This is a genomic window from Mesorhizobium sp. B3-1-8 (assembly GCF_006439495.1).
In the GTDB taxonomy this organism is placed as follows: Bacteria; Pseudomonadota; Alphaproteobacteria; order Rhizobiales; family Rhizobiaceae; genus Mesorhizobium.
Window position 1 is genome coordinate 66,861 of the sequence record NZ_VFTK01000026.1, and the last position, 15,527, is coordinate 82,387.

General features: G+C 65.9%; 14 protein-coding genes and 1 pseudogene. 2 read left to right on the plus strand and 13 right to left on the minus strand.

Going from position 1 to position 15,527, the window contains the following annotated elements:
* Positions 1-8: 8 nt before the first annotated feature.
* The 4 genes from FJ424_RS22895 to FJ424_RS22910 are packed head-to-tail and all read right to left on the minus strand — an operon-like array spanning position 9 to position 4,166.
* Entirely contained in the window at positions 9-590 is a 582-nt protein-coding gene (locus tag FJ424_RS22895; RefSeq protein ID WP_181182159.1) for a DUF3726 domain-containing protein, read from the minus strand.
* Complete coding sequence (locus tag FJ424_RS22900) at positions 587-2,242, minus strand: hypothetical protein (protein ID WP_140658685.1); 1,656 nt, start codon at positions 2,240-2,242, stop codon at positions 587-589. Before FJ424_RS22900 ends, FJ424_RS22895 begins: the two co-directional genes overlap by 4 nt.
* Positions 2,239-3,243 carry an Ldh family oxidoreductase gene (locus FJ424_RS22905; RefSeq protein ID WP_140658684.1) on the minus strand — a complete coding sequence of 335 codons (1,005 nt, stop codon included), beginning with the start codon at positions 3,241-3,243 and terminating at the stop codon, positions 2,239-2,241. The genes FJ424_RS22900 and FJ424_RS22905 overlap by 4 nt, the downstream gene beginning before the upstream one ends.
* Before the next feature lie 14 nt (positions 3,244-3,257).
* Positions 3,258-4,166: a LysR family transcriptional regulator gene (locus FJ424_RS22910; RefSeq protein ID WP_140658683.1), complete on the minus strand. Its 909-nt coding sequence runs from the start codon at positions 4,164-4,166 to the stop codon at positions 3,258-3,260.
* A gap of 100 nt (positions 4,167-4,266) precedes the next feature.
* On the opposite strand from FJ424_RS22910, the gene FJ424_RS22915 reads away from it, so the two are divergent.
* Together FJ424_RS22915 and FJ424_RS22920 are read left to right on the plus strand one after the other, a co-directional pair.
* Positions 4,267-5,715: an aldehyde dehydrogenase family protein gene (locus tag FJ424_RS22915; protein ID WP_140658682.1), complete on the plus strand. Its 1,449-nt coding sequence runs from the start codon at positions 4,267-4,269 to the stop codon at positions 5,713-5,715.
* Positions 5,712-6,710, plus strand: a complete 999-nt coding sequence (locus FJ424_RS22920; RefSeq protein WP_140658681.1) for a membrane dipeptidase — start codon at positions 5,712-5,714, stop codon at positions 6,708-6,710. Before FJ424_RS22915 ends, FJ424_RS22920 begins: the two co-directional genes overlap by 4 nt.
* A 58-nt stretch (positions 6,711-6,768) precedes the next feature.
* Here FJ424_RS22920 and FJ424_RS34130 read toward each other — a convergent pair.
* The 9 genes and pseudogenes from FJ424_RS34130 to hemC all read right to left on the minus strand — a co-directional run.
* A pseudogene (locus FJ424_RS34130) lies at positions 6,769-6,906 on the minus strand (GMP synthase); the annotation flags it as partial.
* A gap of 26 nt (positions 6,907-6,932) precedes the next feature.
* On the minus strand, positions 6,933-7,136 hold the full coding sequence (locus tag FJ424_RS22930) for a hypothetical protein (protein ID WP_140658680.1): 204 nt from the start codon (positions 7,134-7,136) through the stop codon (positions 6,933-6,935).
* Entirely contained in the window at positions 7,136-9,175 is a 2,040-nt protein-coding gene (locus FJ424_RS22935; protein WP_140658679.1) for a hypothetical protein, read from the minus strand. The genes FJ424_RS22930 and FJ424_RS22935 overlap by 1 nt, the downstream gene beginning before the upstream one ends.
* Before the next feature lie 253 nt (positions 9,176-9,428).
* Positions 9,429-10,145, minus strand: a complete 717-nt coding sequence (locus FJ424_RS22940; RefSeq protein WP_140658678.1) for a glutamine amidotransferase — start codon at positions 10,143-10,145, stop codon at positions 9,429-9,431.
* A gap of 18 nt (positions 10,146-10,163) precedes the next feature.
* Positions 10,164-10,643, minus strand: a complete 480-nt coding sequence (locus FJ424_RS22945; protein ID WP_140658677.1) for a TerB family tellurite resistance protein — start codon at positions 10,641-10,643, stop codon at positions 10,164-10,166.
* Positions 10,644-10,676: 33 nt separating this feature from the next.
* Positions 10,677-12,245 carry a heme biosynthesis protein HemY gene (locus tag FJ424_RS22950; protein WP_140658676.1) on the minus strand — a complete coding sequence of 523 codons (1,569 nt, stop codon included), beginning with the start codon at positions 12,243-12,245 and terminating at the stop codon, positions 10,677-10,679.
* A 10-nt stretch (positions 12,246-12,255) separates the two neighbouring features.
* A complete protein-coding gene (locus FJ424_RS22955; RefSeq protein ID WP_140658675.1) occupies positions 12,256-13,713 on the minus strand; it encodes a COG4223 family protein in 1,458 nt (485 codons plus the stop codon).
* A 106-nt stretch (positions 13,714-13,819) separates the two neighbouring features.
* The gene (locus tag FJ424_RS22960) at positions 13,820-14,533 is read right to left on the minus strand and encodes a uroporphyrinogen-III synthase (protein ID WP_140658674.1); all 714 of its coding nucleotides are present in this window, start codon (positions 14,531-14,533) and stop codon (positions 13,820-13,822) included.
* Between the two features lies 1 nt (position 14,534).
* A complete protein-coding gene (gene hemC, locus FJ424_RS22965; protein ID WP_140658673.1) occupies positions 14,535-15,458 on the minus strand; it encodes a hydroxymethylbilane synthase in 924 nt (307 codons plus the stop codon).
* Positions 15,459-15,527: the final 69 nt, after the last annotated feature.

Genomic DNA, 15,527 nt, shown 5'->3' on the forward strand with positions numbered 1-15,527 from the left:
TTCTCCCCTTATTCGTCGTCCACCCGGCCGCCGCCGGCACCACGCACACGCGACCCTTCGCTTTCCGGCACATAAGTTCTGGCGGCGAAGGAATTGAGCGCCGCAAGCGTCCGCTCGTCGATCGCGCCGCGCCGGCCCGCGGCCGGCTGCTGCCCGATTTCGGGGCGGTGTTCGATGACGACATCGGCGCGCGTCACCGGCCCCGCGGGCCGCGCTACGCGCATGGCCGAGCGGCGCAGCATGGCGTCGAGCCAGATAGGCAGGCCGACACCGATGATCGCCAGCGGCAGCGCGCTCGCTGGAAGCGGATCGTCGAGCAGCAAAGCCGCGGTTCGGATCGGGCAAAGCGGCGTTTCGGCCGGCTTGTCGGCCTCGCCTTTTCGCCAGCGCGCCGCCCGGGCAGGGTCGGGCGCCGCGAAGGACTGCGCGTTTTCGGCAAGGCTCAGCATGGCTACGCCCCAGTTGTCGTCCTCGACCGCGATCCGGCGTGCCGCGCGGCCGATATCCTCGGCCAGTCCCCATGAAAATCCGGCGCCCCGCGCCGTCTTGGTGCTCAGCGTTTCCACCTCGTTGAGCGACAGGTCGATCACGCCGCCTCTCCTGCCGGCGCCATGGCGGCGACATCCTCGATCAGGGGCTCGCCGCTGAACAGCGCGATCCGCAGCCACCGGTCGGAGCGCGGATCGAAGCTGCGCGCGCCGAAGAAAGCGAGCTTCGCGCGCAATATGTCGACGGGCCGCAAGTCGGCGCCGATCAGATTGTCGTGGATCTCGGCATAGGGAAACCTGGCGACGATCTGGGCCCGCCGCACCGCGTGGCGCCATTCGGGCCAGCGCAGCAGAAAGTCCGCGACACTGGCCGTGGGTGGCTCCTGCGCCAGCGCGGCGGCCAGGCTGAGCGCGTCGCGCGCGGTGGCCAAAGGCTGTTCGAGATCGGCGCCGTCCTCCTCGAAGCGCTCGCCGAGCCGGGGCTCGAGCTTCTCCGCCGAGACATACCAGAAGCGCGCGTTGGCGGACGGCTCAGCGAAGTCGACCTTGGCCGCCCAGGAATAGGAGTCGACAAGCGCCTGACGAAGTGAGGCGCAGCTCATGGCGCCGTCAATGGCATGGCCGGGCGTCTCGTCGGCCTGCATCGTGTCGCCGAGTTCGTCAATCAGGGCACCGTGCGGCTCGAGGATCAGCGATAAGCAGGCCTCCTGCCCCTCGAGCGACAAATGCTCTTCGGCGAAGCGATAGAGCGCATCCCAGGGGCGGGGCTGCGCCAGAAGCCGGTCGAGGTTTTCGGCCAGCGCGTCGAGATCGGCGGCCAGCGACAAGGTCGCGGCGGCCTGGCGGGCATCGTCGCTGTGCCAGCGAGCCACGCGCTGCCGCAGATCGGCGAGCGCCTTCAAGAAAACGTCTCGTTCCGGCGCGCCGGCTTGCGGTTCGGCGCGCACCCGCGCCAGCGCGGTTTCGCGGGCCAGGAACCAGCTATGCGTCAACAACGGATGGCGCACGAGAAACGGCGCCATCCCGAGTCCCGTCGCATTGCCCACGCCGAGCGCTCGGCGCAAATCCGGCGCCAGCCTTGCCGCGCCGGCCGGATTGCGGCGATAGGCGATGTGGTCGACAAGATCGAGCGTGAAGGATCGGATCAGCCAGACGGTGAGCATTTCCGCCTGGAAGGATCCCGCAAGCTCCGGCCGTGTTGCGATCTCGTCGCGGTCGGCGATGCCGAACTTGCCGTTGCCGTAAACCGCCGTGGTGCGCAGCAGATAGCCGACGCCGAGCAACTGCTCCTCATGCGGCTGTCGTCCCTGTGCCAGTGCCGCGGCGACTTCCTCGAACAGCCGCACGCTCTTGTTGGCGCGCGCCAGCACGAGTTCGCTTCTGGTGTAGCGGCCTGCCTCCTGCAGCGGCGCATTCGCTTCCAGCCGCGCGATTTCGGCGGCGTCCGGCAATCCGTCGTAAAGCACGTAGCTCGTGTCCCAGGCCTGCGCGATCACCCGGTCGGACCGCTTCTCGTCGTCGAGCGGGGTCGAGAACGCGACCAGGCTATAGGTCCTTCCCAGTGTCTCGACCGCATAGACCGCGCGTCCGAACCCCTGGTCGTTCAGGTCGAACAGGTGTTTGCGCACACGCCATTTCTCCCTGGTGGCGCGGCGGATCAGCTGGCGCAGAAAACTGAGCCGCGTCGGATGCGCGGCGCCCAGCCGCTGCAGGCGCATGACGATCTCGGGCGGGCGCAGCGCGATCACCGTCATGCGGCGGTCCCTGCGAGCTTTTCCAAGGTGGCAAGCGTTTCCGCCGCTACCTCGATGCCGTCTCTGGTGTTCTGTTCGCGCGCGCCGAAGCGCCTTGTGCCCGGAAGCCTGGTATCGCCGGTGAAAGCGCCGGCGACGGTTTCCAGATTGTCCGCGAATGTCCCGGCCGATGTCGCCTCGGGCGAGACCGCCAGGAAGAACTGGCCGGTTCCAGGCGGACCTCCGGCCGTGCCGGAGAAGGGGCTGGCGACAAGCCCGGGGTTCGCTCCCGTCAGGCATGCGGCAAAGATCTCCACCAGCAAGGCGGAGCCGACGCCCTTGTAGGCGCCTGCCGGCGCCATCGTGCCCTTCAACGCTTCGCCGGCATCGGTGGTCGTCTTGCCGCTTGCGTCGAAAGCCCAGCCGGGCGGGATCGGCTCGCCGGCGCGGGCCCGCTTGATGACCTCGCTCTTGGCGACGACGCTGGCGCTCTGGTCGATGACGAAGCGCGCGCCGCCGTGCCCGTCCGGGACGGCCAGCGACCACGGATTGGTGCCGAGGGCCGCCTTGCGGCCGCCCCAGGGCGCGATCGAGGCCGGCGCGTTGGTGAAGCCCAGACCGACCATGCCGTCCCGGGCGATGTTTTCGGTGTGATAGCCGAGCGCGCCGCAATTGTAGGAATTGCGGATGGCCAGCGCCGCCACGCCTTGCGAGCGCGCCGCCTCGATCAGCGCCGGCAGGCCGGTGGCGATGGCCGCGTGCGCAAAGCCGTTGCCGGCATCGACGGCGACGACCGCCGGAGCCGGACGCGTCAAGCGCGGCTCGGCCTGTCCCAGCACCTTGCCGCAGGTCAAATGCTCGCAATAGGTCGGCAGGTACATCAGGCCATGCGACTTCAGGCCGTCGCGCTCGGCTGCCGCGATGGCTGCGGCCAGAGCCTCGGCCTGGCGCTCGCTGGCGCCGTGGCGCAGCAGCGCAGTGCGGGCGAGCGTCTCGATGCGGGCTTGCGTCAGGCGCGTCATCCGGTCACCACCAATCATGCCGCCGCATAGCCGAACTCTCCTTCGCTCGCCCGCGTCTGTAGGCGAATGCATTCGATGAATCGCAGCGATGCCGGCTGCAGGTTGCGGCCCTCCTTGGCGATCCAGCCGACGGTCCGGCTCGAGCGCGGGTCGGCAAGAGGAACGAAGCGCACGTCATGGCTGCTTTTCCAGCGGCAGAGCCGGGGCAGGATGGTGACGCCGAGCCCGGCCTCCACCATCGCCAGGTTGGAGCTCACATTGGTCGCGGTGAGTTTCGAGCCGGCGGCGAGCGCCTCGGTCTCGGCAAGCCCGAGCGCCGCGGCGGCGCCATTGCGGATGAAGCCCTCGCCGTCGAGCTGCGCCCATTTCAACGGGCGCTTGGATTTTGCCAGCGGATGATCGGCAGGGCAGACGAAATCGAGCGGCTCGTGGAACAACGGCTCGAAGCTGAGCTGCGGCCGCCTGGTGGCGAGCACGCATAGGCCTACTTCCACCATGCCGTTTTCGACTGCGTCGACGATGGCGCTGGAATCGCTGTCGCGGACGTGGATGTCGAACCGGCTGCCCTCGGCGCGAAGCTGGGCGATCGCGCGCGGCAGCAAGGTGACGGCGACCGAAGGCACGCTGGCAACGTCGCAGCGGCCTTGCCGGTCCGCCGCATAGCTGGTCATTGCCAGGCAGGCGCGGTCGTAATGCGCGATCATGGCGCGCGCCTCGTCGAGCACGATGCGGCCGACCGGCGAAAGCGCGCCCTTGCGCTCGCTCTCGAACAACGGCGCGCCGATATCGTCTTCCAGCTGTTTCAAGGTCATCGACACGGCTGACGGCGTGCGGCCGATCTGGTCGGCGGCGGCGCGCACGCCGCCGGTCTCGCAGACCGCGACGAAGCTGCGCATGCCGGTCAGGCTGATGGTTTTGGTCACTGTTAAGCTTGCCTGAACATTTGTGCCAAAAATTGAGCTTGATTGAAGTTCACAGCATTGGTTAGGTCGTTGTCAACCGAATTGATGCAGGTCGAACACGATGCTGAACGGTCAGAACTTCGTTGCAGGCGAATGGCGCGACGGCGCCGACTGGGTCGAGGACGTCAATCCCTCCGACGTGACCGACATCGTCGGGCGCTTTGCCCAGGCGCGGCCGTCCGACGTCCACGACGCCGTGGCGGCCGCGCAAAGCGCGCAATGGGAATGGGCGGCGGCCGGGCTCGAAGCGAGAGCCGCCGTTCTGGACGCCATCGGTCGCGAACTGATGGCGCGCTCGAAGGAGCTTGGCGAACTGCTTTCGCGCGAGGAGGGCAAGACCCTTCCCGAGGGCGTCGGCGAGGTCCATCGCGCCGGCCAGTTCTTCACCTATTTCGCGGCTGAAGCCTTGCGCAATCTCGGCTCCTCGGCCGATTCCGTCAGGGCTGGCGTGGACGTTCTGATCGAGCGCGAACCGCTCGGCGTCGTCGCGATCATTTCGCCGTGGAATTTCCCCATCGCCACCGCGTCCTGGAAGATCGCGCCGGCGCTCGCCTTCGGCAATGCCGTGGTCTGGAAGCCGGCCAGCATCACCCCGGCCAGCGCCTGGGCGCTGGCCGAGATCATCAGCCGGCAGGCGATCCCGAAAGGCCTGTTCAGCCTGGTCATGGGATCGGGATCGACGATCGGCCGCGAACTTGCCGCCAATGCCGACATACAAGGGTTGAGCTTCACCGGCTCCGGTGCCATCGGTTCCGGCATCGCGGCGCTGGCCGCCGCACGCTTCGTGAAGCTGCAGCTCGAAATGGGGTCGAAGAATCCGTTCGTGATCATGGACGATGCCGACCTCGACCGCGCCGTCGACCTTGCCGTGAACGGCGCCTTTGGCGGCACCGGGCAGAAATGCACGGCGGCATCCCGCCTGATCGTCCATCGGCCGATCCACGACGCCTTCGTCGACAAGCTGCTGGTGAAAACCAAAGCCCTCAAGGTCGGCCATGCGCTTGCGGCCGGCGTCCAGATGGGGCCGGTCGGCAGCGCCGAGCAGCTCTCGGCCAATCTTGACTATGTGACCCTCGGCATAAACGAAGGAGCGGAGCTTGCGACCGGCGGCGAAGCGCTCGACCTGGCGCATCGTGGCCACTACATGGCGCCTGCCGTGTTCCTCAACGGTCGCTCGCGCATGCGCATCAACCAGGAGGAGATGTTCGCGCCGATAACCTGCGTCATTGCCGCCGACGATCTCGACGAGGCGATCCTGCTGGCCAACGACACGCCTTACGGGCTGACGGCCGGCATCGCCACGCGCTCGCTGGCGCGCGCGACGAAATTCCGCCACGCCTCTCGCTCGGGCTGCGTCATGGTCAACCTGGCCACCGCCGGCACCGACTACCACGTGCCGTTCGGCGGCCTTCGCGCCTCCAGCTACGGCCCGCGCGAGCAGGGCCGCGCCGCGGTCGAGTTCTACACGCAGGTCAAGACGTCCTACATCCACGCGGGCGTGGCCGAATGACCAGCGACGCGCCGCGAGTACTGATCGACGGGCTGCAATACTGCAACTGGTCGCGCGAAATTTTCGAGGAGATGCGCCGGGGCGGGCTGACCGCGGTCCACGCCACGGTCGGCTATCACGAAGGTTTTCGCGAGACGGTGCGCCATCTCGTCGATTGGCGCACTTGGCTTCGCGACAATACGGACCTGATCCTTCTGGCGCGCGATGCCGGCGACATCGAGCGCGCGCGGGCCTCGAACCGCACGGCGATCCTGCTTGGCCTGCAGAATCCGATGCCGATCGAGGACGACATCGGCCTGATCGAAATGCTCTTCGATCTCGGCATCCGCTTCATGCAGCTCACCTACAACAACCAGTCGCTGCTCGGCTGCGGCTGGATGGAGAAGGAGGATAGCGGCGTGACGCGGATGGGGCGCGAGGCCATCGCCGAGATGAACCGGCTCGGCATGATCATCGATCTGTCGCACGCAGGCGAGCGGACCGCGCTGGAAACGATCGCGCTCTCGGAGCGGCCGGTGGTCATCAGCCACGCCAATCCGCGCTGGCTGCGCGACAGCAACCGCAATGTCTCCAGGGCCGTATTGCAGGCATTGCGCGCAAAGGAGGGGCTGCTCGGCCTTTCGCTCTATCCGCTGCACCTCCCGAACGGCTCGGACACCACGCTGGAGCAGTTCGGAAAGATGGCTGCCGAAGCGGCCGGGATCATGGGGGCGGATCATCTCGGCATCGGCTCGGATCTCTGCCAGGACCAGCCCGACAGCGTCGTGCGCTGGATGCGCGAGGGCCGCTGGACCCGCGAGATCCAGGCGACCGCGAGCTTTCCGGGTCAGCCATCCTGGTTCAGATCGAACCTCGATTTTGCGAAGCTGTCGGAAGGTCTTCTCCCGGCCGGGTTCGGTGAGGCCGAAACCGCGCTGGTTCTCGGCGGCGCCTGGCACCGCTTCCTCAAGGCCAGCCTGCCTTCGGCCCGGGATCCGCAAGCAACGAGCAGATAGGCGCGGAGACAGGTGCAGGTCGGGTCAAGCTCGGCCGTTCAGGGCAATCGGTTTTGCTCTACCCCACGGCCGGCCGGCCAAAAATCAGCCCCAGAAACTCGCTCAGCCAACGCTTGAGGTGCATGTCCCAGATCAGCCTGCCGCCGAGATGGTCGCGGCCGGGCTGGGCGCCGGGCAGCTCGAAGCGATGCGCGCCAGTGTTTGGGCGAGGGACGATGGTTTCTATAGCTTTAGCTTCTTGGCACGACCGGACATGCGCTTTGCATCTTCGTAAATATGGGCGTTATCTACAGTTCTCGCTTTGGGGACAGAGACGTCAAACCGACGAGCATCAACAACATCACCAGCCGTGTGCGCCGCCACGATAAGGCCGACGGTGTTCGTTGCCTGCACAGCAAGACTCGCAGCACTGGCCTTGTCCTGCATCAGCGCCCAGTCAAGAGGGGATCTGCACGTTGAAGCCACAAAAACAGGGGCGGATCACCTGCGATTAGGAAGTAGCGTGCTGGATTTTCGCTAAGCGTTCCGCTGCACTTCTTCAGGGTTTGCGCAAGATCGACGCGGCTTTCCTCGGCGTAGTTGCGAATATGACTATCCCCCGAAAGCCAGCCCGGTGCTCGTGTCCTATCTAAGGCATCGAGTATCCGCAGAACCTCATCGGGATACCCCTGCGTTGGTACTGGACGAGTTTCCCAGTCTTCCCCCTCAAAGTGCCGATCCACCTTTTCGCTCATGCCGTCCCAGATTATCAATTTGGGTCGCTGCGCACCCTGCTGTTGCTCGGCAATCTCCATGTCGAAGCGGTTCTTTGAAAGATAGGCACCGAGATGGTCCAGCTCGTCAAACAGGTGGGCACCGCGAATCCCCGCCACGGCCTGCCGCACCTCCATGTAGTGCGCAAATTCGCCAAGAGTCGGCAGGAAACGTCGCAGTACAAACAGGTCGTCAATGGATAGGGAGATGAAGGCATGCTGGCCCAGCAAGGGCACGATCTCGGGCAGTTCCTTGCAATAGGTCGAAAACGGAGTAAACGACTCCACGGTGAGGCCGATGGGAAACATGGCTCGGTATTCCGCGCGCCGAAGGCGACCGCGCTCGACGTACTTCTTGCCGGTCCGCGAAAAGATAGGTACCTCGTCCGCTGAGTTCAGGTAATCAAAAAAGCGTTTGCACTGTTGATAGGCCTTGATCACTAAGTCCTGTACCGCCTGAGCGTGTCTATCAAAGTCGAGGGCCGGAGAAGCGATAGTAGCAGCGGCGCCGGCTTTTGCCTCAACGAGAAACAGGACGTCGTCAACGAGAATGAGGGTGTCATTCTCTACCCATTGCTTGCTGATAGGGTCTCGATAATAGACTTCCTGATGAACCGTCGCGCCGCGCAGTTGCGCCGACAGAAGATCAGCGAACGCTGCTTCACCAAGGGTCTTTTGACGCTCTTCAAACGTCTTCTTATACTCTGGTTTCCGGTTGAGGAGATTCCAAAGAAGGGCCCGATACCCGGCGTCACGAGCAAAACATGGGTCTACGGCATAGTAGTCCTCACCCAACTGAATCAGCGGCCTTTTTCGAGCCGGTAGTGTCCGATACGGCGTCCCCGTATACGGACCCGGGGCGAAAAACTCTGTATCCTCGCCACGCCGGTATGCGAGGTCGGCCAATAGCTCTTTTGGCAGTTTGGTATGACGGCTTACGTTGCTGGTGCCGCCCCTGACCATGTTGTCCATGGCCAATGCGGCGACCCTCATTTCCTCGGCATGTTCCCTCGCCCAATCCTCCGCCACGTCTTCAAACGACTTGCCCCGCTCATCTGCATAGGCCTGTGCGGCATCGAAGTGTTTTGCGACTTCATCAAAAGCATTCGCGTGACCGGCGCGGGCCGCGTCTGCCATGTCCCGGAAGCCCAAGGCGATTTCGCCTGCGCCTACGCCATAGGCATCGCGTAGCATGTCGTCGTGAGGGGCCAGCACGTATGCGAAAAACTCACCCTCAAGGACTTGGTAGCGGTTGCCCCGCAGCATTACCCAATTGGACTTTGCCCGAAACTGAAGCTCGCCTGTGTTCGGTCCAAAGGCGCCATCCTTGACATCCACAGAGGTGGCCATGGCGTGAACAATAGACTGCATTCTGAGCTTTTTGCCGAGTTCCGCGAGCTCCACACAAGCAGCCTCGTCGAACGCGCCCTCGGAAACGTCGCTGTCTGACGCGAGTACAGCATGGACATATTCGAGCAAGAATTGGGTGTCGTTGACAACATCGCCAGGCCCCTCCTCTATGTCTCGTTGGCTTTCCTCGTCCGAGGCAACCATGGACTTCAGTACGCGCTGCGCTTGGATGTATCCCAGGAGGTCATGCGGGGGCTGCACGGCGATGATCGCCCGCATTCGAGCAGCCAGTTCCTCCATATCGGCTAGGATAGTGGCTGCCGCTTTCTGCCTTTGCTCTTTGGTCGTGCCTTCGAATGTCATGTTCACCTCGCGAGTGGATGCTAACCCAACATCGACGCGCTGGCATCTCCAGCGGTCACCCCGGGAGCGGACCGGTGGCGCTGACTCGAAGAGCGGACACTATGAGCGGCGATTCGCGAGACGATTGTTAGCGAACGGAACGGACGTTTGCCCCCAGCGCCTCGTTCATCGATCGCAGAGCAGCTGTCCACATCTCAGTAGATGTAAGGCGTCTCTGGGTCAGGCTCGGCCGTTAAAGCAATCGGCTCTTACTCTACCCCACGGCCGGCCGGCCAAAAATCAACGCCAAAAACTCGCTCAGCCAGCGTTTGAGGTGCATGTCCCAGATCAGCCGGCCGCCGAGGTGGTCGCGGCCGGGCTGGGCGCCTGGCAATTCGAAGCGATGTGCGCCGCGCACCACCCAGCGCTGCATCATCATCCGGGTCAGCTCGCCGTGGAACTGGATGCCCCAGGCATTCTCGCCATAGCGGAAGGCCTGGTTGGGATAGGTCTCCGCCGTCGCCAGCAGCGTCGCTTCCTTCGGCAGCGAAAAGCCTTCGCGGTGGAACTGGTAGACCATCTCCGGCCAGTGCAGCAGTTTCTTGCCGGCCTCGGTCGCCTTCAGCGGATACCAGCCGATCTCGACCAGGCCCTCGCCATGGCCCTCGACCTTGCCGCCGAGATGGTTGGCGAGCATCTGCGCGCCGAGGCAGATGCCGAGGAACGGCCGGTTCTCCTTGAGCGGGATTTGCAGCCAGTCGGTCTCGCGGCGGACGAACTCGTCCTCGTCATTGGCGCTCATCGGCCCGCCGAACACCACAGCGCCGGCATGATCGTCCAGCGTGCAGGGCAGCCCGTCGCCGAGCGGCGGCCTGCGGATGTCGAGATCGAAGCCTTCTTCCAGGAGCATGTGGCCGACGCGGCCGGGGCTCGAATTCTCCTGATGCAGCACGATCAGGATTCTTGCTCTCGGCCTCGGTCTTGATGGCATGGAAGGCGAAGGGTCCTGTTATTCGTCGCTCGACTTGCCCTTGGCGCCGGGCGCCTCGGCCGCCGCTTTTTGGCGCGCCTCGATGCGGTCATGGCGCTCGACGCCGATCAGCTCGGCGACCCGCCAGACCGTGTTGTCCTCGAGCTCGTGCAGCTCGCCGTCGGCATAGACGATTTCCCACATCAGGCCGATGAAGGCCTTGCGCGCCTCGGCGTCGAGATCGCGCTTGAGCACGCTGGTGAAGGCGTAGAGGTCGATCGCCTCATTGTCGGCGCGCTCGCCAGCCGCGGCCAGCGCGTCGAGCTCCTCGCCGCTCACCGAATAGGTCTCGGCCAGGATCTCCTTGAACCGCTCCCATTCGACGTCCTGGCGCACGCCGTCGGCGTTCATCACATGGTAGAGCAGCGCCGAGGCCGCGACGCGCGGATCGTCGGCGCTCGGCCTGGCATGGCCGGCAGCCGGCAGATCTCTCAGGAAAGACAACACACGCTCGAACATCGACACCTTTTCCCTGCCTACCAAAACCCGACCTCAGAACAAACGAAACCGGCGCGGCGATTTATCCGCTTCTTCTTCCGGCGCGACACCTGGATCGTCCGGCAAAGGCGGTAATTCCGAACCCCGCCCGGTGGTTGCAGCTTCGCTGACGGCTTCCGCAACGGCCGCGTCCCTCTCGCCGCCATTCGCCGGCACCGGCTTCTCGGCGGGCGCGTAGGCAACAATATCGATCGCCTTTTCAGCGGGTGCGGCGGGCGGCGCAGCGGTGATCGCCGGCACCGCAACGTCCGTCTCGCTGTCGATCAGCTGGCCAAGCCGTTCCATCGGCGCGCGCCAGGTGAAGGCGTCGAGCTTGCCGGTGACCGGCGACACCGGCGCCCAACGCTCGGAGATGACGCCGTCCGCCACCCAGGCCGGATCGCGCGGGGCGCGCACGGCCTTCGACAGCAGCTGCCGCACCTTGCCCTGGTCACCGGTCTCGGCTTCCTCGATATCGGCGAGCAGCAGATAGGCGCCCTCGCGGCGATCCATGCGGATCGCGGCCTCCGCCTCGCGCCGCGCGGTGGCGAAATCCTGCGCGTCGAGCGCCGCCCGCGCCACGGTCATGGACGACTCGGCGTGATTCTTCTTCAATTCCTGCAGTTTCTTCGCCCGGTTGAGGCGGTCGAGCACGGCATCGCCCGGCCTGGCATGGGTGTAGAGCTCGGCGATATCCGGATGCGGCTCGGCCTTCCACGCGGCCTCCAGTATCTTGGAGCCCTTGCGCACGTCGTTTTGCCGGATAACCAGATCGGCGGCGATCACCGCCGCCGGCGCGAAATCCGGCGCCAGCTTGTTGGCTTCGAGCGCCGCGGTGCGGGCCGCGTTCGGATCGCTGTCGACCAGCGCCTGCGCCTTGGCGGTGAGCAGCACGGCGCGGCGGCGGTTGGCCGCGTCGCGCTCGATCTGCCTTGTCGATTTCTGCGCCTCGACCAGCTTCAGCGCGCCGTCCCAGTCGCCGCGTTCGGTCAGCTCCTCGAGCGTCGATTCCGCCGCCCAGGCAAGCTGCGGCGCAACCGCCGCCGCACGGCCGGCATAGTGGCGCGCGGCATTGCGGTCGCCGAGGCGCTCGGCCTCGAGATAAAGCCCGCGCAGGCCGAGCAGCCGCATCTCGGGATCGTCGAGCATACGCTCGAACTTTTCCCGCGCGCCTTTATGGTCGCCTTCGAGCAGCGAGGCCTGGGCGTCGAGCAGATTGATCAGCGGCTCCTGATCCGAGTTGATCAGCTTGACCGCCTCCTTGGTCTTCTTGCGCGCCAGCGCGCTGTCGCCGGCGCCGGCGGCGATCATGCCCGTCGACAGCGCCTGGTAGCCGCGGTCGCGGCGGCGCACCCGGAAATAGCGCGAGATCGTGTAGGGGCTGTTCCACAGCGACTTGATCAGCCACCAGACGATCATCACCGCGGCGACCACGGCGACGATCGCCACCGCCGCCACCATCAGCGTGATCTGGTATTGGTAGCCGTTGAAGGTGACGATCATGTCGCCCGGGCGGTCGGCCAGCCAGGCGAAGCCCAGTCCCAGCGCGAAGACGACGGCGAGGAAGACGAGGAGGCGGATCATCTTGTCGTCCTCACGTCTTCGTCGCGCCGGCAATCAGCGCTTCGAGCTGCTTTTCGACGTCCAGCCGCGCCTTCAGTTTGCCGGCAAAATCGGCGCCGGCCGCTTTCGCCGCGTCAGGCAGCGTATCGTATTCCCCGAGCGCCTTGGCGTAGTCGCCCTGGTTGACCGCCACTTCCATGCGGGCCACGGTTTCCGGCACGCCCTTGCCTTCGATAGTCCCCACCGGCCGTACCTTGACCAGCGATTCCGCGCTCGACACCAGGCTCTGGAAGAAGCCGGCGTTCTGGTCGACCGGTGTCGCCGCCTCGACCATGGCATTGGCGGCTGCATCGGCCTCCGAAGCAATGGTGGCGCGGGTCGGCACGCCCTTTTCGGCATAGGAGCGCAGCGCCGCGAGCTCGGGCGCGTCCGGCGCGATCGCCGCGAAGGTGTCGAGCTCGGTCGCGAAGGGCGCGCCGCGATCGAGCGCCGACTTCAACGCCGAGGCCGCGATCGCCAGCGCGATCTTGGGCTGCGAGGCCTGCGCCTCGACCTTGCCGGAAAGCTGCGACAGAGACTGCTCCAGCGCGGCGACCCGGCCGTCCACGGCCTTGGCCGCGTCGCCGGTCGATTTCACCAGCGCGTCGAGCCCGGCGATCTTCTCGTTGAGCGGACCGAGATCGGCCGGCGCCGCATTGCCGTTCTTCTGCAGGCCGGCGACGGTTGTCTCGATCTGGCCGACCTTGTCGCCGAGCGCCTTGAGCGCGGCGCCGTCGCCGCTCTGTCCGGCCGAGGATTTCAGCGCCGCTACATCGGCCTTGACCTGGTCGAGCGCCGATGACAGGCCGTCGACCTTGGCCGACGCACCCGTGTCGCCGCTTTCCTTCAGCGCCGCGATCTCGCTCTTCAGCGAAGCGATCTCGCCATTGACGCCATCAAGGGATCCGCCGCCCGAGCCTGGCGCGCCAAGCATGCCGACCGCCTGCAGCAGGCCGGCGCCGGCAAGCGCGATCACGCCGCCGATGACGCCCGCGGCGATGGCGTTGACGCCGGTTTTGCGCGAAGGCTGCGGCACGCGATCCTCGCTCAGTGTCTCGCTTGGCTTCTCTGTGGAGGCGCCGGCGCCGGGCGCGGAGGCGTCCTCAAAATTATACTCGAAGCCCTTGGACTGGCTCTTCGACGCATCGGAACCGCCGGGATACGGCGCCTCCGGCTCGTCCTTGCCGGCCTCTGATTTATCGGCCGCTGCCTGCGCGGCGTCGCTATGCTCCCACGGCTCGATATCGGCCTGCTCGGCATGAATCGGCTCTTCCGGCGCCTCCGGCTGCGAAGCAGCGGCGGCCTCTTGCGCCTTCGCCTCGTCGGTCTGCGCGGCCTCGGCCTTGGCGGCATCCTCGTCGGTGATTCGCGAGACGGCGCCGGGCTCGAGTTCGATGGTCACCGGCTCGCGCCGGGTCTTCGAATGTCGCATCTTCGGCGTCTTGACCATGCTTGGGCTCCGCAAAATGGCTTGAGGATGGATCAATGGGTCCAGAGCGTCAGGATGCTCTAGCACATCACCAAGCGGTGAAAAGGGGGCGGTGTGATGACGCGGCTCAGCAGGGCAGCGACAAAAGCGCCAGCAGCGCATCTTCCTCGGGCTTGGATGCGATGCGGATCGGTTGACGGACGATCCCCTGCAGCGGCTCGGCGACACGCGCCGAAAGCGCTAAAAATTCTGTTTTTCCAAATAGATGCCGCAGGGCTGGCCGCGTTGCCAGGTCGACCAGCGCGGCACTGGCCTTGGCCGAATAGAGTAGCGCCGCCTCGACCGGATGGCTCGACAGGCGGGCGACCACGTCGGCATCGCCATAGTCGACACCTGTCGTGTCGTAGGTCTCGATCGCCTGGACATGCACGCTCGCCGCCGCCAGCCGCCGCTCGAATACCGGGAAGCGGACGCGGCCGCACAGATAAACGATTGCCTTGCCGCCAAGGCCGCCGGCGATGGCGTCGGCCAGCGCTTCGGCGTCACCCGGACCTTCCGTGACGGAGAGGAACCCCGCTGCGCGGCAGGCTTCGGCCGTCCTTTTGCCAACCGCGTGGCAAGGCAGGCTCGCAAGCGCCGCGATCAGCGCCCCGGGCGCATGCCGCACCGCATTGGCGCTGGTGACGGCGACCGCGACGCTCTCGCCGCCGATGCTCGTCTCGACAGGCAAGCCGCTCGTCTCGGTCAATGGCAGCAGGATCGGCCGGAATCCCAAGGTTTCGAGGCGTCGTGCCGTGCGCGACGCGCCGGGCTCCGGCCTCGTCACCAGGACGCGGACCATGTCAGGCCCAGCCGTCGAAGAATTTAGCACCGGCCCTGGCGCGAACCGTCCGCGCGGCGTCCAGGCCGATCTCCGCCGCGTCCGCGGCCTCGCCTTCCAGCCGGACCTCATGCGATTCCGTGCCGTCGGGCGAGATGATCAGCCCGGCGAAGGACAGTTTCTCGCCCGAGACCGTCGCATGACCGGCGATCGGCGTGCGGCACGAGCCGTCGAGCGCGGCGAGGAAGGCGCGCTCGCAGGCCAGCGCCTGGCCGGTCGGCACGTGATGGATCGCCGCCAGCATCTTCTCGACGTCGCGGTCGCCGATGCGCGTTTCGATGCCGATCGCGCCTTGCCCCGGCGCCGGCGGGAAAGCCTCCAGCGGCATCAGGTCGGTGACGACATGTTCGAGCCCGAGCCGCTTCAGCCCGGCATAGGCGAGGATGGTGCCCTCGGCGACGCCTTCGTCCAGCTTGCGCAGCCGCGTCTGCACATTGCCGCGGAACATCACCACCTCGAAATCCGGCCGCATGCGGCGAAGCAGCGCCTGGCGGCGAAGCGATGACGATCCGACGATCGCGCCATGTGGCAGGTCGGCGATCCGTTTCACCTTCTTGCCGATGAAGGCGTCGCGGGCGTCCTCGCGCGGCAGGAACGTGGTAAGCTCCAATCCGTCGGGCAGCACCGTCGGCATGTCCTTCGATGAATGCACGGCGATGTCGATGCGGCCATCGAGCAGCGCTTCTTCGATTTCCTTGGTGAACAGGCCCTTGCCGCCGGCTTCCGACAGCGGCCGGTCCTGGATGCGGTCGCCGCTTGTCGAGATCGGCATCACTTCGAATGCCTGCTCGGGCAGCCCATGCGCCTGCATCAGCCGCGCCCGCGTCTCATGCGCCTGGGCGAGCGCCAGCGGGCTGCCGCGTGTTCCGATTTTCAAAGTTTGCATGGCGCGCGGTCCGTGATAACCCCCGAGTGAACTCGAGGTCTGCCGAGATTCAAGGTCAGGCCGAGCCGA